Genomic DNA, 24,051 nt, shown 5'->3' with positions numbered 1-24,051 from the left:
CGGATCCGCGCGGCGCACACCTTCGAGCCCGCCGACGGTCCCGTCACCCCAGGGCGTCCGGAGGAGTTCCTCCTTCCCCCGGAGCCGAGCGTGACGGCGGGATGACGGCGCCGGGGGTGACCAGCCCGGTCTCGTAGGCCAGGACCACCGCCTGCGCCCGGTCCCGCAGGGCCAGCTTGGCGAAGATCCGCGCCACGTGGGTCTTCACGGTGGCTTCGCTGAGCGTCAGTTCCCGGGCCAGTTCGGCGTTGGACAGACCGTGGCCCATGAGCGTCAGCACCTCGCGCTCGCGCGGGGTCAGCGCGGCGAGGTCCCGGTGCGGGGCCGCGTCCGCCCGTGGTGCGGCGGCCGGGGCGCACCTCTCCACCAGGCGGCGGGTGATCGACGGCGAGAGCAGCGCGTCGCCCGTGCCCACCAGCCGTACGGCGGCCGCCAGGTGTGCGGGCGTGACGTCCTTGAGCAGGAACCCGCTGGCGCCGGCGGCGAGGGCGGCGTACACGTACTGGTCGAGGTCGAAGGTGGTCAGCATGATCACCCGGCAGGCGGGGAGCTCCGCGAGGATCCGCCGGGCGGCTTCGAGACCGTCCATGTTCGGCATGCGGATGTCGAGCAGCACGACGTCGGGCCGCAGCCGGCGGGCCGTGGCCACCGCTTCGGCCCCGTCGGCCGCGACGCCCACCACGTCGATGCCCCGGGCCGTCAGGATCATCCGGAAGCCCGTGCGCACGAGTTCCTGGTCGTCGGCGATCACCACCCGGGGTGCGGGAGCCGCCTCCCCGGTACCCGGCCGGGTCTCCGCAGGGGACTCCGCACGGGGCTCCGCTCCCGGAGCCGTTCCGAACGCCGGCTCGGGCGCCGGCTCGGGCGCCGTCATGGCCGGTCCAGGGGCAGGCGGGCGCGGACCCGGTAACCGCCGCCGAGGCGGCGGCGGGCGTCGAGGTCGCCTCCGTAGACGGCCACCCGCTCGCGCAGGCCGATCAGGCCGCGGCCCGTGCCGTCGCCCTTCGGGGTTCCGGCCGGTGCCGGGGGCCGCTCCGCCCAGTCTCGGACGCCGTCAGGCCCGCCGTCGCGGTCCGACAGCACGCTCGGGCCGGAGTTGAGCACCTCGACCCGCAGCGCGTGGTCGGCGTACCGCACCGTCACCTCGGCCTTCTCGGCGTTCCCGTGTTTGAGCGCATTGGTGAGGGCCTCCTGGATGATGCGGTAGGCGGTCACGTCGATCCCGGCCGGCAGCGGGCGCGGTTGGCCGGATATCCGCACCTCCACCGGGAGACCGGCGAAGGCGATCTTGTCGATGAGCGGGCCCAGCCGGCTCAGGCTGGGCTGCGGGGTCAGTTCCGCGGCGACCGCGTACGGTTCGTCCCGGCCGTCCTGGGCGGGGGCCAGCAGACCGAGCAGGGTGCGCAGTTCGGTCATCGTGGTCCGTCCGGCGCTCTCGACGGCGCTCATCGCGTCCGCCGCGTCCTGCGGCAGGGCCGTCAGCACCTCGCGGGCGGCCCCGGCCTGCACGATCATCAGGCTCACGTTGTGGCTGACGATGTCGTGCAGTTCGGCCGCGATCCTCGCCCGTTCCGCGTCGACCGCGCTGCGGGCCGCGCTCTCCCGCTCGCGCTCCAGGAACCAGCCGCGCTCACCGAGGGCCGCCCGGTGCGCGCGCCGCTCCCGCGCCAGCGCGATCCCCAGACCCAACGCCGTCGCCAGCGCCAGGCACGCGGCGCCCAGCGCGCCGCCCGTCTGCCACCCCACCCCGTCCACCCCGTCCGCCCGCCCGCTCCCCGCGAGCCCGTCCCCCCGGCCCCGCGCTGAAGATCGTTACGCTCTCCATCGTCGCAGTCCGGGCCGTAGTCCGCATCCCTCCGGCGGGCCCACCTCCGTACATCCCCGGTATGACCTGCCCGTCCTTCTGCATCCGGGGGGTGACGCCCGCGCCACGGTCCCCCTTCTAAGTTCGGGGCATGACAACTGATCACGACAGTGCGCGGCCGGTGGTCGTCCGGCTGGACGGCGTGCACAAGGAGTACGGCGACGCGAAGGCCCTGGACGGCCTCTCTCTGGAGATCCGGCGGGGCGACGCGGTCGCCGTGATGGGCCCGTCGGGCTGCGGCAAGTCCACGCTCCTGAACATGGTGGCCGGCCTGGACCGGCCGACCGCCGGCACGGTCCAGGTGCACGGCCAGGACCTGGGGAGCCTGACGGAGACGGGCCTGGCCCTGTTCCGCCGCCGCCACGTCGGGATGATCTTCCAGTTCTTCAACCTGATCGACGACCTGCCGGCCCTCGACAACGTCGCCCTGGCCGCCCAGCTGACCGGCGTGTCCGCCCGTCAGGCCCGTCGGCGGGCCCTGGAGCTCCTCGACGAGCTGGGCATCGCCGGTCGCCGCGACCACTACCCGACGACCCTCAGCGGCGGCGAGCGCCAACGGGTCGCCGTGGCACGGGCCTTGATGAACCGTCCGGCCCTGCTGCTGGCGGACGAGCCGACGGGCGCCCTCGACAGCCGCTCGGGCGAGCAGGTGATGGACCTGCTGATCGACCTCAACCAGATCGGCCAGACCCTCCTCATCGTCACGCACGACCCGCACCTGGCGACCCGCTGCGCCGGCCGCCTGGTCGAGGTCGCCGACGGCCGGGTGGCCCGCGAGAGCGCCGTGGACCCGGGCACCCCGGACCCGAGCGGCCCGGACCCGAGCGCCACGGCCGCGGGCGCCCCGGTCGCGGGCGCGGCGGAGGCGGGCGCGTGAGCGCCGTGTGGAGGGCCGCGCGCGCCGCCGTCCGGCGACGCAGGGTGCAGACGGTCGTGATCGGCCTCGTCGTGTTGTGCTCGACCACGACGGTGCTGCTCGCCCTGGCCCTGCTCGCGGCCGCCTCGGCCCCCTTCGACAAGGCCTACGCCGCCCAGCGCGGCGCGCACGCGACGGCGACGTACGAGCTGGCCCGGGTGTCCGACGCACAACTGGCGCAGACCGCCCGGCGGCCCGGGGTGGAGGCCGCCGCGGGACCGTTCCGCCAGGCCGTCGTCGAGGTGCCCGGGGACTGGCTCTGGATGCCGCGCGGCCCGCTCACCGTGGTCGGCCGGGCCGATCCGGACGGACCGGTGGACCGGATCGACCTGCTGAGCGGCCGTTGGCCCGCCGCGCCCGGGGAGATCGTCGTCAACTGGGACATCGGCGGCTCGCCCTACGACGACCTCCTCGGCTCGAAGCTGGAGTCCCCGGGGGTGCCGACGCTCACCGTGGTGGGCTTCGCGACCAGCATGAGCCAGTCCGCCGGAGCGTGGGTCACCCCGGAACAGGTGGCGGAACTGCGCCCCGCCTCGGCCCAGATGCTCTACCGGTTCGCCGACGCCTCCTCCCCCGCGGCCGTCCGCGACGGGCTGGCCGGGGCCACCGCCGGCCTGCCGGAGGAGTCCCTGACCGCCTCCCAGTCCTACCTCACCCTCAAGAAGGCCTTCTCCTCCCGGGCCGGCGCCTACCTGCCGTTCATGGGGCTCTTCGGCGTGCTCGGCCTGCTCGTCTCCGCCCTGATCGTCGGGAACGTGGTGAGCGGAGCCGTTGTCTCCGGCTACCGGCACATCGGCGTGCTGAAGGCGATGGGCTTCACCCCCCGCCAGGTGGTGGCCGTCTACCTCGCCATGACCGGTGTGCCCGCGGCCGCCGGGTGCCTGATCGGCACCCTGGCCGGCGGCGCGCTCGCCGGACCCATCCTGAAGGTCGCCTTCTCCGGTACCGAGACCGGCAACGCCGTCGTGACCACCGTCGACCCCTGGGTCTTCGTGGTCTGCCTGCTGGGCGTTCCCGCCCTGGTCCTGCTCACCGCGCTGGTTCCCGCGCTCCGGGCGCACCGGCTGCCGGCGGCGCGGGCCATCAGCGCGGGGGGCTCCTCGCGCACCGGGCGCGGGCTGCGCGTCCAGCGCCTGCTGGGCGCCACCGCGCTGCCGCGCTCCGTCAGCCTGGGTCTCGGCCAGCCGTTCGCCCGCCCGGCCCGGACCCTGCTGACGATGGCCGCCATCGTCCTCGGCGTCACCACGGTCACGCTGTCCACGGGCCTGACCTCGACGATGCTCGCGTACGCGAAGACCGGCCGGGGCGACGTCCCCGCCGTCACCGTCATGACGGGCGCCCCGCTCAACGGGATCCCGCCCCTGCGGCTGGGCGACGCGGAGACCGAGGAGCGGCTCCGCTCCCTGCCGGGTGCCCGCGGGGTACGGGCCCGGGCCCTGTCCCAGGTGAGCCTGGTCGGGTACGCGCAGCCCGCGTTCGCGGACTTCTACCGGGGCGACCTCACCTCGTACGCCGCGACGCTCGCGGACGGCCGCGTCCCCCGGGCGGCCGGGGAGGTCGTCGCCGGGCCCGCGTTCCTGACCGAGCGGGGGCTCGCGGTCGGCGACGAGGTCACCCTGGAACTGAACGGCGGGCGGGTGCCCGGAAGGGTCGTCGGCGAGCTCGTCGACGGTGACGCGCAGGCGTTCGCCACCTCGTGGGAGACGCTGGAAGCGCTCGCGCCGGAGCTCCGGGCCAGGCAGTACCGGGTGGAGCTCGCGCCCGGTTCGGACGCCGGCGCGTACGCCGACGCCGTCAACGCGCTCGATCCCGGCCTGCGCGCCGAGGTCGCGGGGACGGGCAGCGCCGCGACCACCACCGTCGTCGGCTTCTCCTCGGTGTTCACCGTGCTGCTGTCGGTCGTGACGGCCCTCGGCGTCTTCAACACGGTGCTGCTGAACACCAGGGAGCGCCGCCGCGACCTCGGGATGCTGAAGTCGATCGGCATGACCCCCCGTCAGGTGGTGGTGATGACCGTGACCTCGGTGACGGGTGTGGGGGCGGTCGGGGGCCTGCTGGGGATCCCGCTGGGGGTGGCGGCGCACCGGCTGGTCGTCGACAACGTGGGGATCGTGTCGTTCACCGGGCCGATGAAGGACGTCTGGCACGCGCCGCAGCTGGCGGGGCTGCTGCTGGCGGGGGTCGCCATCGCCGTCCTCGGCGCCCTGGTACCGGCCCGGGCGGCCGCGCGGACCACGATCGCCTCCGCGCTGCACACCGAGTAAGCCGTCGGCCGGGACCCGGCCGCCTCCGTGCCCTCAGGGCGCCCCGAGGGCACGGAGGTGCTCCCGCGCGGCGGTGACGGCGTCGCGGGCCTCCCGGGCGGCGCGGCCGGCCTCGCGGTGGAGGGCCTCGGCTTCGGTGACCGCCGCGTAGGCCCGGTCCCGTTCGTCCCGCGCGTGCCCGGCCTCCCGTTCCAGCCGGGCCGCCACGGCGTCGGCTTCCGCCGCCGAGGCCACCGCGTGCCGACGGGCCGCGTCGGCCTCCCGCTCCTCCTCCTCTCGGACGGAGACGGCCCGTTCGGCGTCGTCGACGGCGGCCCGCGCGGCCTCCAGCCGGCCGCCGTCCCCGTCGGTGCCGCCCCCGTCGGTGCCGCGCGTGCCGGTGCCGACGTCACCGTCCGGGCCGTCCCCGGCGGGCCCGGATCCGTGCGCCCGCCCCGGCCCGGCCCGTACGGCGTCCGGATCGACGGCGGGGAAGTCCAGCTCCGGCTCGGGGGTCCGTACGAGCCTGCCCGAGGCCCACCGCTCGGCCGCCTCCGGTCCGGCGAGGACGGCGTACAGGATCCGCTCCACCTCGCGCACCACCGCCTCCGACACCGGCGACCCCGCCTCCACGGCCAGCCGCCCGGCCTCGCGGGCGAGCGCCCCGATCACCACGTGCTGCTGGTGGGACAGGGCCCGCAGCCGCTCGCCGTCCAGCGCGTGGTGTGCCGACCGCAGGGCCTGCCCGAGCTGGAGGAACTGCTCGGCCTCCTCCGGCTGGGTCCGTACGAGCAGGTTCGACGTCCAGGCGGCCAGCGTGGGCCGCCGCAGGGCGGCGATCCGGCGCGCCGCCTCCGCATCCCCGGCCGTCTTCGCCCGGGCGGCGGCCGCGGCCCGCGCCGCCGTGAAGCCCGATGGGTGCGCCGCGTACAGCGCGTCGATGACCTCGTCCACGTCCACGCGCTCCACTGTCGGCCATCAGCGGCCACCCGCGGCGGACCGCGTCCGTACCGCGCCGCCCGGGCGGACGTACGGGTGCCCCGGGTGGGTGAGGAAGATCGCCGGAACGGGTCAGCGGGCGGCCCCGCGCGGGTGAAGTGAGCGCCCCGGCCGCTTCCCCGCCCGGGGCGGGGCCCGTTGGAGGGGGTATGAACGCTCCCATAAACGCCCCGATACTGCCCGCGGCCCGCGCTCTGACCGCTCCGACCGCCCCGACCGCTCCGGCGCCACCGCCCGGTCCGCCCGCCCCTCAGGATCCGCCCGGCCCGGCCCGGGCCGCCGGCACGGGACCGGACGCCGGCCCGGACCCGCTCCCCCGCATACGGTCCACGCTCCACGACGGGGTCCTCGCCGTCAGCCTGGCCGGCGAGTTCGACCACTTCACCTGCGCCCCCTTGCGCGGGCTCCTCGACGAAGGAGCCGCCCGCGGCGCACGCCGCCTCGTCCTCGACGCGGCCCTGGTCTCCTTCTGCGACTCGGCCCTGCTGAACGCGCTGGACCGGTGGGTCCTCGGCGGCCGCTCCTGGGAAGTGGCCGCGGCCTCCCGCTCCGTCCGGCTCCTGCTGTCCCTGGAGTCCCGGATCCGGCCGCCGCTCGCCCTCCGCAAGCCGGTGGGCCCGTGACCTTCACCGCGCTCACCCTGATCCCGCTGCTCCTGGCCCTCGTACTGGCCCGGCACCTGCCGCCGCCCCCGGGAGGCCGGCGGCCGCCCCTCAGTCCGTCTCCGGCGTCCGCGCCTCCACGATCCGCCCGTCGCTCAACTCCAGCACCCGGTCGGCGAGTTCGATCATCGTCGGATCGTGGGTGGCGACCAGTGCGGTGACCCCCTCGCTGCGCACCACGGCGCGCAGCAGCCGCATGATGGAGCGGCCGGTCTCGGAGTCCAGCTGGCCGGTGGGCTCGTCCGCGATGATCAGGGCGGGCTCGTTGGCCAGCGCACGGGCCACGGCGACGCGCTGCTGCTGACCGCCCGAGAGTTCACCCGGGCGCTGCTCCGCGTGGTCGGCGAGGCCGACGAGCGCGAGCAGCGTGCGGACCCGTTCCTCGCGCTGCTTCGCCGGTACCTTGCGCATCCGCATCGGCACGCCGACGTTCTCGGCGGCGGTCAGTACGGGGATCAGCCCGAAGGACTGGAAGACGAAGCCGATCCGGTCGCGGCGCAGGGCGAGGAGCCCGTTCTCGTCCAGTGCGGCCAGGTCGGTGCCGTCCAGTTCGATGGTTCCGCCCGTCGGGGCGTCGAGTCCTCCGACCAGGTTCAGCAGCGTGGTCTTGCCGGAGCCGGACCGCCCCTTGAGCGCGGTGAGCTCACCGCGCCGGGCCTCGAACGTGACGCCGCGCAGGGCGTGTACGGCCCGGTCTCCCGTACCGAAGCTCTTGCGGAGGTCGCGCACGACCATCATCGACGTGGCGGCGGCCGCGTCTTCGGCGGTGCTGTCCTGTTGCTGCGTCATGGTGGGCTCCCCCTCGGACCGGCGCTCTTCCGTCCTTCGGTTCCGAATATGTTCATCTGTCACATCAAACGCGCAAGTCCCTTCCGCCGCTGGACCGGATCTGACAGCATCGTCCGCTATCCGGTGCCCATGGTCCGGATCGGGGGGAAGGAAAGGCACATGGTCGGCTTTGTCGTGCGCCGGATGCGCGGGCGGCTGCCGCTCGCCGCCGCCGCACTGCTCACCGCGCTCATCACCACGACCGCGCTGACGGCGCTGCTCGCCTTCACCCGGAACGTGGGCGACGCGGCGATGCGGCAGGCACTGACCGGACCGGGACGCGCGCACACCTCCGTCCTCCTCTCCGCCGAACACGGCGCCGGCACCCGCGCCGCCGACGACGAGAGCGCCCGCCGCTTCGGCGCCGGACTGTTGGGCCCCCTGCCCTTCGGCGTCGAGAGCGTGGCCCGCAGCCGCTCGTACGGGCTGCCCGGCGCCGGCACCACCGCGGGCAAGGACGCCGACCTGACGGTGCTCGCCACCCTCGACCAGAACCGCGTACGGCTCCTCGCCGGCCGCTGGCCCGAGGCGGTGGCGCCGGGCCCGGCCCGCGTACCGGTGGCCGTGCCGCAGGCCGCGCTGACCCGGCTCGGGCTGGACGCGGCGGCCCTGCCCGCCGAGGTGCGCCTCGACGACCGGTACGGCGGCCCGCAGCTGAGCGTGCTCGTCACCGGGGTCTACCGGGCCGCCGACCGGGACGCCCCGTACTGGCGGCTCGACCCGGTCGGCGGGCGGGAACTCCAGGTCGGCAGCTTCGCCACCTACGGCCCGATGCTCGTCCACGACTCCGTCTTCACCGTCGGCGGCCTGGTGCAGAACAGCCGTGCCACGCTGCTGACCCCCGACTTCTCGAACGCGACGGCCGCGCAGGTCGAGGGGGTCCGCGATCGTGCCCCGGACCCCGGCGCGAAGCCGTCCGGGCTGACGCTCGCCACCGAACTCCCGGACTACCTGCGGGGCCTCGACACCGCACAGCGCGTCGCCCGCTCCACCCTGGCCGTCGGGGCCCTCCAGCTGGCCGTACTGGCCGCGGCCACCCTGCTCCTCGTCGCCCGGCTGCTGACGGAACGCCAGGAGCCGGAGCGGGTCCTGCTCACCGCGCGCGGCGCCTCCCGCCGCCGCCTCGGACTGCTCACGGCCACCGAGTCGCTGGTGCTCGCCCTGCCCGCCGCCGTCCTCGCCCCGCTGCTCACCCCGCTCCTGCTGCGCGTCGCGGCCGGTCACGGCCCGCTGTCCCGGATCCCCCTGGACACGACGGGCACCTGGGTGCTGTGGCCCGTCGCGGCCTGCTGTGCGCTGCTGTGCGTCCTGTTGGCCGTGCTGCCGTCCGTCCTGCGAGGGGCGGCGGCCGGGGTCCTGGCCCGCGCCGGTCGGCGCGGCGCCCGCGTGTCGGCCGCCGCCCGGTCCGGACTCGACCTGGCGGTGGCCGCGTTCGCCTACCTCGCCCACCGGCAGCTCGACCGCTACAGCGGCGCCGAGCCGGCCGCGTCGGACGGGAACACCGGGGGGCTCGGCGTGGACCCGGTCCTGGTCGCCGCCCCCACCCTCGCCCTGTGCGCGGGCACCCTCCTGGTCCTGCGGGTGCTGCCGTTCGCGGCCCGGCTGGGCGGGTGGCTCGCCGCCCGGGGCCGGGGCCTGGGACAGGCGCTCGTGGGCTGGCAGCTCGCGCGGCGTCCCGCGGCGGCCACCGGGCCCGTCCTGCTGCTGGTCCTCGCGGTGTCCAGCGGCGTACTGGCGCTCGGCCAGCACTCCGCCTGGTCCGACTCGCAGCGCGACCAGGCCTCCTTCACCACAGCCGGCGGGCTGCGGATCACCGGCAGCGACCTGGCGCCCCTGGGCCAGGGCGGCCGGTACGCGGCCCTGCCCGGCGGCGACCGGGCCACCCCGGTGCTCCGCGTGCGGCACGCGCTGCCGGACACCAGCACCGGCGAACTGCTCGCGCTGGACTCCGCCGCCGTCGCCCGGTCGGTGCCGCTGCGGGCCGACCTGCGCGACGGACGGCCCATGAACGCCCTGTTCGGCCCCCTCTCCGTGAAACCCCCGGGCGGCACCGGGATCGAACTGCCCGGCACGCCCCAGCGGATCGACGTCGACGTGACACTGCGGGCGGAGCGGGCGAGCGGCGGCCCCCGGCTGGCCGTACTGCTGCGCGACCGGTTCGGCCTGACCTACCGGACGCCGGTGTCGGCGCTGCCGGAGGGCGGTGACGGCACCGTCTCCGTGGACGTCGCGGCCCTGGCCGGCGCCCCGCTCGGAGCCGCCGCCCCGCCCCTGACCCTCACCGGGTTCGCGCTGGCCTACGGCGCCGAGCCCGGCTTCTTCGCTCCCCCGGACGCGCTCGAACCGGTCACCGGGGAACTGACGGTGCGCCGGGTCTCGGTCGCCGGCGCGCCCGGCGGCCCGGCGGTACCCGTCCGGGTGCCCGCGCCCGCCTGGGACCTGACCACGCCCGCACTGGGCGAAGGCATGCCCGCGGGCCGGCTGCTGCCCCTCGACGGCGGCGCCCCGGACCTGCTGCGGCTGCGCTACCAGGGCGGCGCGACCGGCAGCCTGGTGCTCACCGCGACCCCGGCGGGCAGCGCTCCCCCGGAGCTGCCCGGCCTCGCCACCCGCGCCTACCTCGACGCGGTGGGGGCCCAGGTGGGCGACGTGATCCGGGTCTGGCTGGGCATGGACGTCGTCCCGGTCCGGATCACGAGCGCCGTGGACTCCCTGCCCGTGGCCGGAGCCCGCGCCGTGGCCGTCGACCTCGGCGCCGCCGGCCGGCTGCTCGGCGCCGCCGACGGGCACGCCCTGCCCGCACCCGACGAGTGGTGGCTGCCCGCCGCCTCCGGCGACGACTCCGCGCCGGGCCGGGCCGCCGCCGAACTGCGGGCGGCCACGGGGTCGCAGCAGGTGCTGCTGCGCGAGGACGTGGCCGCCGAACTCCTCGACGACCCGCTCAGCGCCGGCCCGCAGACCGCGCTCGCCGCCCTGGCCGTGGCCTGTGCGGTACTGGCGGCCATCGGATTCGCCGCCTCGGCGGCCGCAGCGCGCCGCAGGGCCCGGGAGTCCGCGATCCTGCTGGCCCTCGGCGCACCCCGGCGGGGCCTGGCCCGGGCCGCCGCCGCCGAGGGCTGCGTCCTGGTCGGGCTCGGTACGGCCGTGGGCCTGGGCCTGGGCGCGCTCATCGTGCACACCACGGTGCCGCTGATGATCCTGACCACCGGGGCGCGCCGGCCCGTCCCGGAGGTCCTGGTGGACCTGCCGGGGCTTCAGATGCTGCTGCTGGCCGCCGTCATCGCGGCCGTGCCGCTGCTGTCGGCCGTGCTCGGCGGCCGCCGCGACCGAGGAGTGGCCGCCCGGCTGCGCCACGTGGAGGAGATGTGACCAGCCCGTTCCCCGGCCGCCGGGACGTACCGCCCGCCCCCGAGCCGGCCGCCGCCGAGGGGCGCGGGACCGCCGGGCGGCAGACGCCGTGGGTGTGGATCCGGCTGCGGGCCACCCCGTCCGCCACGCTGCTGGCGGCGGTACTCGCGTTCGTCGCCGTGCTGCTGGCCACCGCCCTGCCGCGCGCCCTCGACCGGGGCGCCGACCAGGCGCTGCGCGACTCCCTGCAGGCCGGTGGCCCGGCCCGGACCAGCCTGTACGCGAGCGCGAAGTCCCTGCCGGGCGCCCCGTCCCCGAAGGACCTGGACGAACAGCTGGCCACTCTGGTCGCCCGTACCGGCCCCTCCTTCCGGCTGGCCGCCTCCGGGCCGGTGCACGGGGCGAGCGGCGACAAGCCCCGCACGCTGGCCAACCCCGAACTCGCGGTCCTCGACGAGCAGCCGCCCCAGGCCAACCTGCTGTTCCTGCCCCGGGCCGGCGAGCACGCGCGGCTCGTGGAGGGCCGCTGGCCCGGGGGCGGCGCCCCCGGCGGTCCGGTTCCCGTCGCCCTGTCCAAGAGCGCGGCCGACACCCTGAAGGCCAAGGTCGGCACCGTGCTGAAGCCCCTCGACGGGGTCTCCGTGCCGGTCACCGCCGAGGTCGTCGGCCTCTACGCCGTGGAGGACCCCGCCGACGCCTACTGGACCGACCTGGCCTGCGCCACCCAGGCCTGCATGCCGGCGAAGGCCTGCTCCACCAAGCCCTGCGTGCCCCCGAGCGGCGGCTGGCTCGTCTCCGCCCTGGTCGGTCCCGAGGCCCTGGACAAGCTCGCCCCGTGGGGGCACGGCTCCAGGGACTTCTGGCGGCTGCCCGTGGACACGGACCGGCTGCGCGCCGACACGCTGCCCCGGGTGACGGACGAGATCTCCGCGCTCGTCTCCGGGCCCACCGCCTCGGGGCTGGCGCACGAGACGGGCCGGCCCGATCTGCGGATCGGCTCCGAACTCCTGCGCCTGTTCGGAGAGGTACGGGTCCAGCAGCAGGCCGCCGGTCCGCTCGCGGCGATCGGACCGGCCGGGCTGGGCGGGGTGGCCCTGGTGGTGTTCTGCCTGGCGGCCGGGCTCACCGGTGACCGGCGTCGGGGCGAACTGCTCCTGCTGCGGGCCCGGGGCGGATCGCGCGCCGGGATCCTGCGCCGGCTCCTCGCCGAGGGCGCCGTGACCGTCCTGCCGGCCGCCGTCCTCGCGGCCGCCCTGGCACTGGTGCTGTTGCCGACCCCGCGCCTGGCACCCGCCCTGCTGGCCGCGGGGGCCGTCACGCTCGTGGCCCTGCTTGCCTTCCCCGTACGGGCCTTCGTGCTGCTGTCGGCCCCGCGCGGGCCCGCGCCCCGGCGCCGGCTGGTGGCCGAGCTCCTCGTCGTGGCCGCGACCGCGGCCGCCGTGGCGGAGGTCCGGCGGCGCGGGGTCGCCCCGGCCGGAGCCGGGCTCGACCCGCTCCTGGTGGCCGCGCCGCTGCTCATCGCACTGTCCGGGGGGCTCGTGCTGGCCCGGGTCCAGCCCCTGGCCGTACGGGCGCTGGCATGGGCCGGGGCGCGGCGGGCCGGGGTGGTCGGCTTCCTCGGACTGGCCCGGGCCGCCCGCGGCTCCGGAGGCCGGACGGCGCGTCCTTCCGTACTGCCGCTGATCGCCCTGCTGCTGGCCGTCACCACGGGCGGCTTCGGGGCCGCCGTACTGACTTCCGTGGACGGGTCCCGCCTCCAGGTGGCGCGGTCCGAGGCCGGCGGCGACGTCCAGGTGGTGGCGCCTCCCGGGGAGACGGTGCCGAGGGAGTTCGCCCGGGCCGCCGGCGCGCTGCCCGGCGTACGGACCTCCCTGGGCGTCTGGGTGGACACCGAGGCGTACGTGTTCGACACCGACCGGGGCTCCGTCGCGGCCACGGTGGTCGTCGCCGAGCCCGCGGCCTACGCCGAACTGGCCCGGACGGCGGGCCGCGGCGGGTTCGACCCCGCGGTCCTGGGCGGCACGGAGGCCGGTGCGCCGGTCCCGGCGTTGTTCAGCAAGGACCTGTCCGGGCGCGCTCCCGACCGCGCGTACCGGGTGCGGCTGAGGAACGGCACGGAGCTCCAGGTGAGGCAGGCGGCCGTGGTCGACGGCACCCCCGCCCGGCCGGGCTCGGCGGCGGCCACCATCGTGCTGCCCGCCGGTCCGGTGACCGCCCGGGCACCGCAGGCGGCCGATCCCACCCACTGGTTCGCCGTGGGGCGGGCCGACCCGGGCCGGGTGCGCGAGCTGATCCGGGAGAGCGCCCCCGCCTCGGCCGACAGGTTCCTCGTCCACACGAGTACGGAGGTCGCCGCCCGTCTCGACGCCGGCCCCCTCCAGCACGCCGCGGGACGCCTGTTCCGGGCCTCCCTCGCCGGCGCCGCGGGGTTCGCGCTGCTGGCGGTCCTGCTCGGGCTGGTCCGGGCCGCCCCCGAACGGGGAGCGCTGCTGGCCCGGCTGCGCACGATGGGCCTGCGGCCCCGGCAGGGCATCGCCCTGGTCCTGACGGAATCGCTGCCGCAGGTGCTGGCGGCGGCGCTCGGCGGGTTCCTGACCGCGGCGGCCGCCGTCGCCGTGCTCGGCGCCTCCGTGGACCTGTCGGCGCTGGTGGGCGCGGACGTGCCGGCCGGTCTGCGGCTGACCGCCCCGCCGGTACTGGTCCCGGCCCTGGGCATGGCCGCCCTGGCGGCGCTGGCCGTGCTCGCCGAGGCCGCGGTGTCCGGCCGACGACAGATCACCACCGAGTTGAGAGCGGGAGACCAACGTTGAACAGCGAAGCGCCCACCTACGAGGAGCTGCGCCGGCAGGCGCTGGCCGCCGCGGAACCGCGCTCCCGTGACGCCGGTACCGCCATCGTCTGCGACCGTCTCGTCCGCATCTTCACCACGGACGGGGTGGAGGTGCAGGCGCTGCAGGGGCTGGAGCTGACGGTGGCCCGGGGTGACCTGGTGGCCCTCGTCGGCGCCTCCGGCAGCGGCAAGTCGACACTGCTGAACATCCTGGCGGGCCTGGACGTCCCGACGGCGGGCAAGGCGGCCGTCGGCGGCTACGACCTCCTGGAGATGTCCGCCCGCGACCGGCTGCGCTACCGCCGCGAGGCGGTGGGCTTCGTGTGGCAGCAGACGTCCCGCAACCTCCTGCCGTTTCTGACGGCCACTCAGAACATAGCCCTGCCGATGCAGTTGAAGGGCGGCGGCCGGAAAGCCGGCGCCGCGCGGGCGCGCCGGGTCGCCACGCTGCTGGAGGCCCTGGAGATCGGCGGTCTCGGGGACCGCCGCCCGGCCGAGCTCTCCGGCGGGCAGCAGCAGCGCGTCGCGATCGCCGTGGCCATGGCCAACGACCCGGCGGTGCTCCTCGCCGACGAGCCGACCGGTGAGCTGGACTCCGAGACGGCCGCCACCGTCTTCGAGGCGTTCCGCTCGGTGAACCGGGACCTGGGCGCGACGGTGGTGATCGTGACGCACGACCCGATGGTGGCGGGCGAGGTCCGCCGTACGGTGGCCATCCGCGACGGCCGCACCAGCAGCGAGGTCCTGCGCCGCACGGTCACCGACGAGCACGGCGCGGAATCGGTCAGCGAGCGCGAGTACGTGATGCTGGACCGCAGCGGCCGGGTGCAGCTTCCGCCCAAGTTCCTGGAGGCGCTGGGCATGGAGGACCGGGTGGCGGTGGACCTGGCGCCCGACCGGATCGAGGTCCGGCGCGACGACGCGGAGGACCCGGAGGAAACCGGCCGCGCATGAGCCCCGCCCGCCCCCGCCCGCCCCCGCCGACGGGGCGTGCGTCACTTCCGCGGCCCGGGTGTCGTTAGGCGCACGGGGTTGACTCGGGGGCGAAGGGATGACGGAATGCGGCAGTTTCCTCTGGAGATGCACCACGTGGCGCCGGGGCGAGTGGTCGAGTGGCGGTTGCGGTCCACGGCGGAGCGGGACGGTGACCGGGGCGACGCGGCGGGCAGGAGGGCCTCCTTCAACCAGGACAAGCACTTCACCGTCGCCGAGGAGAGCCGCGCGGCCGACGACCCGGTCGCGTCGTGGCTCGCCGTGACCTTCGAGGTCGACGGCGTCCTCGACGAACCGGCCCTCACCCGGGCCCTGCTGGGCTTCGTCCAGCGGCACGAGGTGCTGCGGTGCGAGTTCCGGCGGCTGGCCGGCGAGCTGGCGTGCGAGCCCATCGCGCCCGGCGAACTCGCCCTGGAGCCGGTGGGCGTCGCCTCCTTCGACGACGCCGCCCTGGTGCGCGACTTCCTCGTCGAGCGGTTCAAGCGGAGCATCGACACCCTGTCGTGGCCGCTGTTCACGATGGGCGCCGTGGTGCGCCCGGACTCCGCGACGGTCTACCTCGCCTTCGACCACATCGTGTGCGACGGCATGTCGATGCCGATCGTCGTCAACGAGGTGCTGACCACGTACGAGGCCCTGCGCGGCGGCGAGGAGGCCGTCCTCCCGCCCGCGCCCAGCTACCTCGACTTCGCCGAGGAGCAGCGCCGCCACTACCTGTCCATCGACGCGGACGACGAGCGGCTCGGCTACTGGAAGTCCTTCATCGGACGCAACGGGGAGTTCTTCCCCCGGTTCCCCCTGGACCTGGGCGTGGAGCCCGGCCTGATGTACCCGATCGTCAACGAGGCCTCCTCGCTGCTGGACGCGGGCGAGGCCGAGGTCTTCGAGAAGGCCTGTCTGGAGGCCGGCGCGAAGCCGTTCATGGGTGTGCTCGGCTCCGTCGGGGTGTGTCTGCGCGAGGCGGGCGGTCCGGGCGTGTACCGGGGGTTCATGCCCGTCAGCGAGCGCGGGCGCGGGGCGTGGAACGATTCGGTGGGCTGGTTCGTGAACACGATGCCGATCGAGTTCGACGCCTCGCCCGGCCAGGACTTCGCGCAGGTCATGAAGTCGGTGCGGGCCGGGTTCGGCGAGATGATCGGCCACATCGACGTGCCGTTCGTCAGGGCCTGGGAGCTGCTGGCTCCGGAGGAGTTCGCCGCCCGCTCCTGGCCGTACCCGGTGAACTTCTTCTCGTACATCGACATGCGCAAGTGCCGCGGGGCCGAACGCCACCACGAGTGGCGGCCCGCCACGCACGTCTGGTCGGCGCAGGCCAACGGCGCCTGCTCGTGGTTCCAGCGTGACGCGGACGGGCTGCACATGAACTCCCTGTACGTGGACACCCCGGCCGCCCGCGGCACGATGGGGAACTTCCAGGAGGCGCTGCGCCGGACGGTGCAGTCGGTCGCACGCTCCGGCGGGTTCGGCCGTCCGGTGGCGCTCACGGCGCCCCGGCGCGGGGAGCCGGGCCGGGTCGGGGTCTGACGCCGTTCCTCAGAGGGCGGCGGCGCGGCGCAGCAGCAGGTCGCGTTCGCGTGCGTTGCGGGTGAGGGAGGCCGCCCTCTCGAACTCGGCGCGGGCCTCCCGCCCGCGCCCGAGCCGCTCCAGCAGGTCGCCCCGTACGCTCGGCAGCAGGTGGTAGGCGCGCAGCGCGGGTTCCCCGGCGAGGGCGTCGACGAGGGGCAGGGCGGCCCCGGGGCCTTCGGCCATGGAGACGGCGACCGCCCGGTTCAGCTCGATCACCGGGGACGGGACCAGTACGACGAGGCGTCCGTAGAGGGCGGCGATGGCCGTCCAGTCGGTGTCCTCGTAGGTGAGGGCCGCCGCGTGGCAGCCGGCGATGGCGGCCTGGAGGGAGTACGGGCCGCTGCCGGCGCGGTGGAGGGCCTCGACGCCGCGCCGGATGAGGAGCCGGTTCCAGCGGGACCGGTTCTGGTCGGCGAGGAGGACCGGTTCCCCGTCGGGGCCGGTCCGGGCGGCCGTGCGGGAGGCCTGGAACTCCAGGAGGGCGCAGAGGCCGTGCACTTCGGGTTCCCGCGGCATCAGGGCGGCGAGCACCCGGGCGAGGCGCAGGGCGTCCTCGCACAGGGCCGGGCGGACGAGGTCGTCCCCGGCCGTGGCCGAGTAGCCCTCGTTGAAGACCAGGTAGATGACCTCCAGGACGTCGGCGAGGCGCTGTTCCCGGTCGGCGCCGTAGGGGACTTCGAAGGGCACGGCGGCCTTGGCGAGGGTCCGCTTGGCCCGGACGATGCGCTGGGCGACGGCGGGTTCGTTGGAGAGGTAGGCGCGGGCGATCTCCTGGGTGGTCAGTCCGCCCACGAGGCGCAGGGTGAGGGCGATGCGGGCGTCGGTGGCCAGGACCGGATGGCAGGCGGTGAAGACCAGCCTGAGCAGGTCGTCGTCGATGTCGTCCGGGTCGGCGGGCTCGTCCGGGGGCGGTACGTCCTCCAGGGTGCGGCCGACCTCGGCGAGCTTGCGCGCGTAGGTCTCCTTGCGGCGGACCAGGTCGATCGCGCGGTGTTTCGCGGTGGCCGTGAGCCACGCCCCGGGCCGGTCGGGGATGCCGCTGACCGGCCACTGTTCGAGCGCGGCGACGAGGGCGTCCTGGGCCAGTTCCTCGGCGATGCCGACGTCCCGCACGATGCGGGTGACACCGGCGATGATCCGCGCGGATTCGATCCTGAACACCGCTTCGACCGCCTGGGCCGTACTCACTGCCGTCACGGCCACCCATCAGAGCAGCCGTGACGCGGCAGGGCAAACGCGGCGCGGGAAGCGCCCGGGATCACCTCTCGTCGATCTGGCGGACCTCGGCGCTCACCTCCCAGTGGGCGGGGTGGATCTCCAGGAAGCGCTTGGTCCACTCGATCGCCTCGGCCTTGTCCTTGCACTGGGACAGGGAGTAGCCGCCGACGACCTCCTTGGTCTCGGTGAAGGGGCCGTCGGTGTAGCTGATCTTCCCGCCGGACCAGCTGAGGCGGGTGCCCTCGGAGGTGGGGAGGAGGCCTGCGGTGTCGAGCATGACGCCGGCCTTGGTGATCTCCTCCAGCAGGGCGCCCATCCGCTCCTCGAAGTCGGCGGGGAACTCCTCGGGCGGCAGGTTCTGCTCGTTGATGCGGATCATCGTCAGGAAGCGCGGCATGGTGACTCCTCGGTCGGGAGGGCGGGGGCTTTCCCCGCCTCTCACCTGTGCGTCGAACGGGCGGGGCCCGGATCGACAGCTCCGGGAAAATTCTTCGGAGAAAAATCCCGGGCGGCCACCCGACGCGCTGCGGCCCGTCCCCCGGACCCCGCCCCCCGCTTCTACTGGCGAGTACGATCGCGGCCCCAGGTCACTCCGAGAGGACTCCCGATGCCCCGCACCCCCTCTTCCCCGCTGCTCCTCGCAGGCCTCCTGGCCGGGGCCGCGGTGGCGCACGCGGTCGCGCCTAAGCAGTTCGATGCGACGGTCCCCGCCTCGCTGCCGGGCACCCCGCGCGGGTGGACGTACGCGAGCGGCGCGGCGGAGCTGGCGCTCGCCGTGGGCGTCGCCCATCCGCGCAGCCGCCGGATGGCGGCGCTGGCCGCGGCCGCGTTCTTCGTGGGCGTCTTCCCCGCGAACGTGAAGATGGCCGCCGACGCGCGCCGCCGCTCCCCCGCCTACCGGGCCGCGGCCTTCGCGCGGCTGCCGCTCCAGGTCCCGCTGGTGCTGTGGGCCCGCAGCGTGAGCCGCTCGGCGGCGTCCGGATGAATCCGGTTCCGCCGCATCCGTTTCCGCGGGCGCGGCGGAAGGAACGCACGGAGCCCCCGGTCGCACGTCGGCGGACCGGGGGCTCCGCCGCGCCCGGCGAGGGGCGCGCGGGGGCGACGTACCGTCAGGAGCACCAGAAGAACAGGGTGTCGTCGGTGCGCGCGCCCTCCGGGGCCGCCTCCCACTCCTCGGCCTCGAAGCGCATGGCCTTGACGAAGTACTCGGCCGTCTCCCGGACCTCCGGGTCCACCAGGTGGAGGACGGCCTCGTGGGCGGCGACGAACTCGGCGGCCCGCTCGGTCGGGAAGGTGCCCATCCAGGGGGTGGTGTCACCGGCGTACGGCAGCCGCACGGGCGGGCCCGACGCGACGATGTCGAAGATGCCGAGGCCGGCCGGTACGCCGGCCCGCGACAATTCCTCGTCGACCGTCGAGAACCACGACTGGCGGGCCCAGTCCCCGAGGTCGTGGGTGTCGGAGAAGTAGGAGCAGATCAGCGCGTTCAGGGCGTAGTGGTACTGGGGGCCCTGCTGCGCGCTGATGTCGCCTTCGAGCAGTTCCTCCAGCGCCCGGCCCACCGGCACGTCGAGTTCGATCCCCTGGTCGAGCAGCCGTGCGTCCTGCGCCGCGCACCGCTCCCGGATGAGGCCCAGCCTGCGCTCCTGGTCCGGGGTCCGCTCGACGGCGGTGAGGAGCCTCATCGCGTCGCGCATGCTGCCGGTGCTCATTACGAGGTGACCCACTGCCACTCCTTCTCCAGACGGTCCTTCATGATCCACGAGCCCCGGCCGTCCCCGCGCGCCGGGGTGGCGGCCCGGCGCCCCCTGGGGAGCGCCGTCACGGTCCTACGGGCTGTCGCCGGTCCAGTCCCAGCGGGACGGATCGTCCGGGCGACGGCGGTAGTGGGCGCGGCCGCCCGCTCCGTAGCGCCCTATCTCGGTCGGCAGCCGGGCCTCCTCGGCGAGCTGGGGCGCGCTCCAGCCAGTGACGTCGAGGAGGAGGCCGTCGAGGGGGCCGCCCACGAGTTCGCCGTAGGCGTGACCGGGGCGGGGGCCCGGATCGGGGTCGTCGTGGTCGGCGCCGTAGACCCGGCGCCGCAGCATCCTGTCGTCCATGGGCCCAGCTTCACAGGCACCACTGACAACGGTGCCGGGGCCCGTGCGGACGCGTGGCGGGCGGAGCGCCTACGCTGTCCGCCTACGCTGTCGGCCTCGGCAGACGCGAACTGAGGAGCACCACCCATGGCCCGTCGGGTACACCGGCCGCTGGAGGACCAGGAATTCGACTTCATCGTCGGCATGACGCAGGGCCCGGTCCTCGCCTACTTCACCGGCACCTGGCCCAAGGCCGTCGAGGCCTGCCGGACGATGGACGTCCTCGTCGCCGAGCTGGCCGAGGAGTACGGGACCCGGCTGACCGCCGTGCGGACCGACATCACCCGCTGCCCCGGGCCGACGCGCCGCTTCGGCGTGACCGGCGCCCCGACGGTCGTCCTCGTCGAGGCGGGCGAGGCGGTGGCCTCGCAGGCCGGGCCGCTGACCCGCGAGGAGTTCCGCGCGTTCCTGGACGCCCACCTGTAAGCCCCTCCCCCCTCCCCCCAGGGGCACGCACGGGCCCCTGGGGACTCCCCACGGGTGAACCCGGGCAGTGTGGCCGAAAGTGGCATAGGTGGGATAGGTGCCTCAGGCATGTAATGGAGTCCGGCGCGACGGAACCATCGCTTGCGAGGTGTTGTACCCATGTCCGAAGCCGTTTCCGAAGCCGTTTCCGAAGCCATCGCCTTCCCCCAGGACCGGACCTGCCCCTACCACCCGCCGACCGCCTACGAGCCCTTGCGCGAGGCGCGGCCGCTGTCCCGGGTGACCCTCTTCGACGGACGCTCCGTATGGGTCGTCACCGGCCACACCGAGGCCCGCACACTGCTCTCCGACGGCAGGCTGTCCACCGACCGCACCAACGCCGCCTTCCCCGCCCCCACCGCCCGTTTCAAGGGGCTGCAGAACCGCCGTACGGCCCTCCTCGGGGTGGACGACCCCGTGCACAACGCGCAGCGCCGGATGCTGATCCCCAGTTTCAGCGTGAAGCGGACCGCCGCACTGCGCCCGCGGATCCGGGAGACCGTGGACCGGCTGATCGACGAGATGGTGGCCCGGGGCCCGGGAGCCGAACTGGTCGGCGCGTTCGCGCTGCCGGTCCCGTCCATGGTGATCTGCACCCTGCTGGGCGTGCCGTACGAGGACCACGAGTTCTTCGAGGGCCAGTCGCGGCGGCTCCTGCGCGGCCCCGCCCCGGCCGACGTCGAGGAGGCCCGCCGGCAGCTGGACTCCTACCTGGAGGCCCTGATCCGGCGCAAGCGCGCCGATCCGGGCGACGGCCTGCTGGACGAACTGATCGCCACCCGGCTGGAGACCGGTGAGACCGACGTCGAGGAACTCGTCGCCCTGGCGGTGATCCTGCTGGTCGCGGGGCACGAGACGACCGCGAACATGATCTCCCTCGGCACGTTCACGCTGCTGCGGCACCCGGAGCAGCTGGCCGAGCTGCGCGCCGATCCGTCCCTGATGTCGGAGGCGGTCGAGGAACTGATGCGGTTCCTGTCGATCGCCGACGGCATGCTGCGGGTCGCGACCGCGGAGATCGAGGTGGGCGGCGTCACCATCCTCCCCGACGAGGGGGTGGTCTTCGCCACCTCCGTCATCAACCGGGACGGGGCGGTCTTCGAGGAACCCGACACCCTGGACTGGCACCGGCCGCCCCGGCACCACCTGGCCTTCGGCTTCGGCATCCACCAGTGCCTCGGCCAGAACCTGGCCCGCGCCGAGATGGAGATCGCCCTCGGCAGGCTGTTCGAACGGCTGCCCGGGCTACGGCTGGCGGCCGATCCGGAGCGGATCCCCTTCAAGCCCGGAGACACCATCCAGGGCATGCTCGAACTCCCCGTGGCCTGGTGAGGGGCATGCGGATCTCCGTCGATCACGACGTCTGCGTCGGCGCGGGGCAGTGCGCGCTGACGGCACCCGAGGTCTTCACCCAGGACGACGACGGCTTCGGCGAGGTACGGGCCGGGCGCGAGCACGGCCACGGCAGCCCGCTCGTACGGGAGGCCGCGCGGGCCTGTCCGGTCGCGGCGGTCTCCGTCGAGGAGGGGTAGGCCCTCCGGCCGCACGCGCTCCGATCGGTGCGCGACGGGGGCGGGATGCGCGACGGTCGGCGGCTGACCCCCTCGGGTGCGGGCCGTGAGGATGGCCGTCATGGATCCCGAACTCGAAGCGTTCATCCCGTTCCTCCCGCACATCGATCTGAACGACCCGGTCGCCGCCCGCGCGGACTTCGCCGCACGGGCCGGCGCGGCGCCGGCCCCGGACACCTCGGCCATGGAGGTCGAGGACCGTACGGTGCCCGCCGATCCGGACGTCCCGGTCCGGATCTACCGCCCGCTGGGGGCCCGAGGCGCCGTCGTCTGGCTGCACGGCGGCGGCGGTGTCTTCGGCGACCTGGACACCGAGCACCCGTGGGCCGCCCGGATCGCGGACCTCTCCGGGGCGGTGGTGGTCTCGGTGGGCTACCGCCTCGCACCCGAGCACCCGTTCCCGGCCGCCCTGGACGACGCCCGCGCCGTACTGGCCTGGACGGCCGCGCACGCGGACGGACTCGACATCGACCCGGCGCGGATCGCGGTCGGCGGGCACAGCGCCGGCGCCGGGATCGCGGCCGCGCTCGCACTGAGCGCCCGGGACGAGCGGGGACCGGCCATCCGCTTCCAGCTGCTCAACCAGCCGGGCCTGGACGACCGGCAGGAGACCTGGTCGGCACGCAACTTCACCGACACGCCCTGGTTCGACCGCGCCAGGATCACCACGGCGTGGCGGCACTGCCTGGGCTCCCGGCCCGCCACCGCGTACACCGCCCCCGCGCGGGCGACCGACCTGACCGGCCTGCCACCGGCCCACATCGCCACGGCCGAGTTCTGCCCCAACCGCGACGAGGGCATCGAGTACGCGCTGCGCCTGATGCGGTCCGGTGTGCCGGTCGAACTCCACCAGTGGCCCGGCACCTTCCACGGATCGCAGGCGATCCTCTCCGCCGACGTCTCGCAGCGGCAGATCGCCGAACTCGGCGGCGCCCTGCGCCGCGCCCTCGCCGGATGAGCCGCCGGTCCCCTGCCGCGGGGGCGCGGGAAGAGCCCCCGCGGCCCCCATCGAGCTCACCGACCTCAGCAACCTCAGCAACCTCATCGATCGTGAAGGGACGGACGTCTTGAAGATCCGACTGGTGGTGTGCGCGAGCGTGGCCGCGCTGAGCCTGGGCGCGGGCACGGTGGCGGCGGCTCCCCCGGCCGACGGGAGGGGGCACCCGCCGGCGGGCAGCGCGAGCTCCGCGTCCCCCTTCGATCCCGCGGAGCTGGAGTCCGCCCTCGGCGGGGTCCACCGTGCGGGAATGCCGGGGGTGTTCGCCGAGGTCCGCGACCGCGGCCGGACGTGGCGCGGCGCCTCCGGGACCGCCGACGTGACGACCGGGCGCCCCGTCACCCCCGGCCTGCGGCACCGCGTCGGCAGCGTCACGAAGACCTTCACCGCCGCCGCGGTCATGCAGCAGGTCGAGCGGGGCCGGATCCGGCTCGACGCTCCGATCGGCGGCTACCTGCCGGGGCTGGTGCCGGGTGAACGCGGCCAGAAGATCACGGTCCGGATGCTGCTCAACCACACCAGCGGCATCCCCGACTACCTGCCCCGGGCGTTCCCGTCCCTGGCGGGCTTCCCGTCAGGGCCGGACGTGTCGGCCCGGAGCATCGACGACAACCGGTTCCGGCAGTTCCGTCCGGACGAGCTGATCCGGATGGGGCTCGACGCGCCTCCCGCCGGCGAGCCCGGCGGCCCGGCCGGGGTGTACTCCAACACCAACTACCTGCTCCTCGGCCGCCTCCTGGAGCAGGTCACCGGCAGCACGGCCGAGGAGTACATCACCCGGAACGTGATCGAGCGGGCCGGTCTGCGGCACACCGGCTTCCCGGCCGGGCCGCGCATCGAGGGTCCGCACTCGCGCATGTACGAGGCCTTCTACGGGCTGATCGATCCGCCGCGTGACTACAGCGTCTACGACATGTCCTGGGTGGGGCCCGCGGCCGCCCTGGTGTCGACGATGGAGGACCTCAACCTCTTCTACGCCGGGCTGCTCGACGGCAGGATCGTCAGCCGGTCGTCGCTGGCCCAGATGCAGCGCACGCTCCCGGTCCGCGCCCTGGACGGGACGACGAGCCACTACGGCCTCGGTCTGCACGAGGTCACCGTCCCCGGCTGCGGCACCTTCTGGGGCCACGACGGATCCGCCTGGGGAGCCGGGACGATCTCCCTCACCAGGGCCGACGGCAAGCGCCAGATGTCCGTCGCGGTCAACCTCCAGCGGTGGAACCGGCCGGACTCCTCGGGGCGGCCGCAGCCCCACCCCATCGACGGCGCGCTCGCGGCGCTGTACGGGCAGGCGCTGTGCGGGGACGGGAACGCCCGGCCCACCACCGGCTGACGAGCCGTCGGAGCGGACCACGATTTCCTGTACAGTTGTCCAGGAAATCGAGCCCGCCGGGGACACCGGCGGGCCGTCCG

At 75.2% G+C, this 24,051-nt stretch carries 21 protein-coding genes; 13 read left to right on the top strand and 8 right to left on the bottom strand.

Translation table 11 applies throughout. From position 1 onward, the window contains the following. Positions 1-43 precede the first annotated feature (43 nt). Both AC07B0_RS06510 and AC07B0_RS06505 read right to left on the bottom strand, forming a co-directional pair. A complete protein-coding gene (locus AC07B0_RS06510; protein WP_478897027.1) occupies positions 44-874 on the bottom strand; it encodes a response regulator in 831 nt (276 codons plus the stop codon). Further along, positions 871-1,746, bottom strand: a complete 876-nt coding sequence (locus tag AC07B0_RS06505; RefSeq protein ID WP_478897026.1) for a sensor histidine kinase — start codon at positions 1,744-1,746, stop codon at positions 871-873. The genes AC07B0_RS06510 and AC07B0_RS06505 overlap by 4 nt, the downstream gene beginning before the upstream one ends. 209 nt (positions 1,747-1,955) lie before the next feature. Here AC07B0_RS06505 and AC07B0_RS06500 point away from each other — a divergent pair, with 209 nt between their 5' ends. Then, on the top strand, positions 1,956-2,741 hold the full coding sequence (locus tag AC07B0_RS06500) for an ABC transporter ATP-binding protein (protein ID WP_478897024.1): 786 nt from the start codon (positions 1,956-1,958) through the stop codon (positions 2,739-2,741). Then, positions 2,738-5,044, top strand: coding sequence for an FtsX-like permease family protein (locus AC07B0_RS06495; protein WP_478897023.1), 2,307 nt, complete (start codon positions 2,738-2,740; stop codon positions 5,042-5,044). Before AC07B0_RS06500 ends, AC07B0_RS06495 begins: the two co-directional genes overlap by 4 nt. 33 nt (positions 5,045-5,077) lie before the next feature. On the opposite strand, the gene AC07B0_RS06490 is transcribed toward AC07B0_RS06495, so the two are convergent. Further along, entirely contained in the window at positions 5,078-5,983 is a 906-nt protein-coding gene (locus tag AC07B0_RS06490) for a hypothetical protein (protein ID WP_478897021.1), read from the bottom strand. A gap of 188 nt (positions 5,984-6,171) precedes the next feature. Between AC07B0_RS06490 and AC07B0_RS06485 the strand changes: the two genes are divergently transcribed. After that, positions 6,172-6,645, top strand: coding sequence for an STAS domain-containing protein (locus AC07B0_RS06485; protein WP_356878466.1), 474 nt, complete (start codon positions 6,172-6,174; stop codon positions 6,643-6,645). Positions 6,646-6,735: 90 nt separating this feature from the next. Here AC07B0_RS06485 and AC07B0_RS06480 read toward each other — a convergent pair whose 3' ends face one another. After that, a complete protein-coding gene (locus tag AC07B0_RS06480) occupies positions 6,736-7,473 on the bottom strand; it encodes an ABC transporter ATP-binding protein (RefSeq protein WP_478897020.1) in 738 nt (245 codons plus the stop codon). 159 nt (positions 7,474-7,632) lie between these two features. Between AC07B0_RS06480 and AC07B0_RS06475 the strand changes: the two genes are divergently transcribed. From AC07B0_RS06475 to AC07B0_RS06460, 4 genes are all read left to right on the top strand, one after another. Next, positions 7,633-10,881, top strand: a complete 3,249-nt coding sequence (locus AC07B0_RS06475; RefSeq protein ID WP_478897019.1) for an FtsX-like permease family protein — start codon at positions 7,633-7,635, stop codon at positions 10,879-10,881. Then, on the top strand, positions 10,878-13,670 hold the full coding sequence (locus AC07B0_RS06470; protein WP_478897017.1) for a hypothetical protein: 2,793 nt from the start codon (positions 10,878-10,880) through the stop codon (positions 13,668-13,670). Before AC07B0_RS06475 ends, AC07B0_RS06470 begins: the two co-directional genes overlap by 4 nt. Continuing rightward, complete coding sequence (locus AC07B0_RS06465; RefSeq protein ID WP_478897015.1) at positions 13,667-14,644, top strand: ABC transporter ATP-binding protein; 978 nt, start codon at positions 13,667-13,669, stop codon at positions 14,642-14,644. The genes AC07B0_RS06470 and AC07B0_RS06465 overlap by 4 nt, the downstream gene beginning before the upstream one ends. A gap of 105 nt (positions 14,645-14,749) precedes the next feature. Further along, entirely contained in the window at positions 14,750-16,207 is a 1,458-nt protein-coding gene (locus AC07B0_RS06460) for a condensation domain-containing protein (protein ID WP_478897013.1), read from the top strand. Positions 16,208-16,216: 9 nt separating this feature from the next. Here the strand turns inward: AC07B0_RS06460 and AC07B0_RS06455 are convergent, their stop codons facing one another. Next, positions 16,217-17,437, bottom strand: coding sequence for an RNA polymerase sigma factor (locus tag AC07B0_RS06455; RefSeq protein ID WP_469378083.1), 1,221 nt, complete (start codon positions 17,435-17,437; stop codon positions 16,217-16,219). Positions 17,438-17,507: 70 nt separating this feature from the next. After that, positions 17,508-17,864, bottom strand: coding sequence for a YciI family protein (locus tag AC07B0_RS06450; protein ID WP_356878456.1), 357 nt, complete (start codon positions 17,862-17,864; stop codon positions 17,508-17,510). Between the two features lie 210 nt (positions 17,865-18,074). Here AC07B0_RS06450 and AC07B0_RS06445 point away from each other — a divergent pair, with 210 nt between their 5' ends. Further along, complete coding sequence (locus tag AC07B0_RS06445; protein ID WP_356878454.1) at positions 18,075-18,452, top strand: DoxX family protein; 378 nt, start codon at positions 18,075-18,077, stop codon at positions 18,450-18,452. Between the two features lie 124 nt (positions 18,453-18,576). On the opposite strand, the gene AC07B0_RS06440 is transcribed toward AC07B0_RS06445, so the two are convergent. Further along, positions 18,577-19,194, bottom strand: a complete 618-nt coding sequence (locus tag AC07B0_RS06440; RefSeq protein WP_478897012.1) for a DUF7691 family protein — start codon at positions 19,192-19,194, stop codon at positions 18,577-18,579. Between the two features lie 102 nt (positions 19,195-19,296). After that, positions 19,297-19,566, bottom strand: a complete 270-nt coding sequence (locus tag AC07B0_RS06435; protein ID WP_469377807.1) for a hypothetical protein — start codon at positions 19,564-19,566, stop codon at positions 19,297-19,299. 126 nt (positions 19,567-19,692) lie between these two features. On the opposite strand from AC07B0_RS06435, the gene AC07B0_RS06430 reads away from it, so the two are divergent. From AC07B0_RS06430 to AC07B0_RS06410, 5 genes are all read left to right on the top strand, one after another. Next, entirely contained in the window at positions 19,693-20,031 is a 339-nt protein-coding gene (locus AC07B0_RS06430) for a thioredoxin family protein (protein WP_356878448.1), read from the top strand. A gap of 159 nt (positions 20,032-20,190) precedes the next feature. After that, positions 20,191-21,402 carry a cytochrome P450 gene (locus AC07B0_RS06425; RefSeq protein WP_356878446.1) on the top strand — a complete coding sequence of 404 codons (1,212 nt, stop codon included), beginning with the start codon at positions 20,191-20,193 and terminating at the stop codon, positions 21,400-21,402. Positions 21,403-21,407: 5 nt separating this feature from the next. Then, complete coding sequence (locus AC07B0_RS06420; RefSeq protein WP_469377805.1) at positions 21,408-21,602, top strand: ferredoxin; 195 nt, start codon at positions 21,408-21,410, stop codon at positions 21,600-21,602. A gap of 100 nt (positions 21,603-21,702) precedes the next feature. Further along, complete coding sequence (locus tag AC07B0_RS06415) at positions 21,703-22,599, top strand: alpha/beta hydrolase (RefSeq protein WP_469377804.1); 897 nt, start codon at positions 21,703-21,705, stop codon at positions 22,597-22,599. A 289-nt stretch (positions 22,600-22,888) separates the two neighbouring features. Next, positions 22,889-23,971 carry a serine hydrolase domain-containing protein gene (locus tag AC07B0_RS06410; protein WP_478897247.1) on the top strand — a complete coding sequence of 361 codons (1,083 nt, stop codon included), beginning with the start codon at positions 22,889-22,891 and terminating at the stop codon, positions 23,969-23,971. The last annotated feature ends 80 nt before the right edge of the window (positions 23,972-24,051 follow it).

The organism is Streptomyces sp. NPDC044704 (assembly GCF_056433525.1).
Note: the sequence above shows the minus strand (reverse complement) of the source record. Positions and strands in the feature narration are given on the sequence as shown.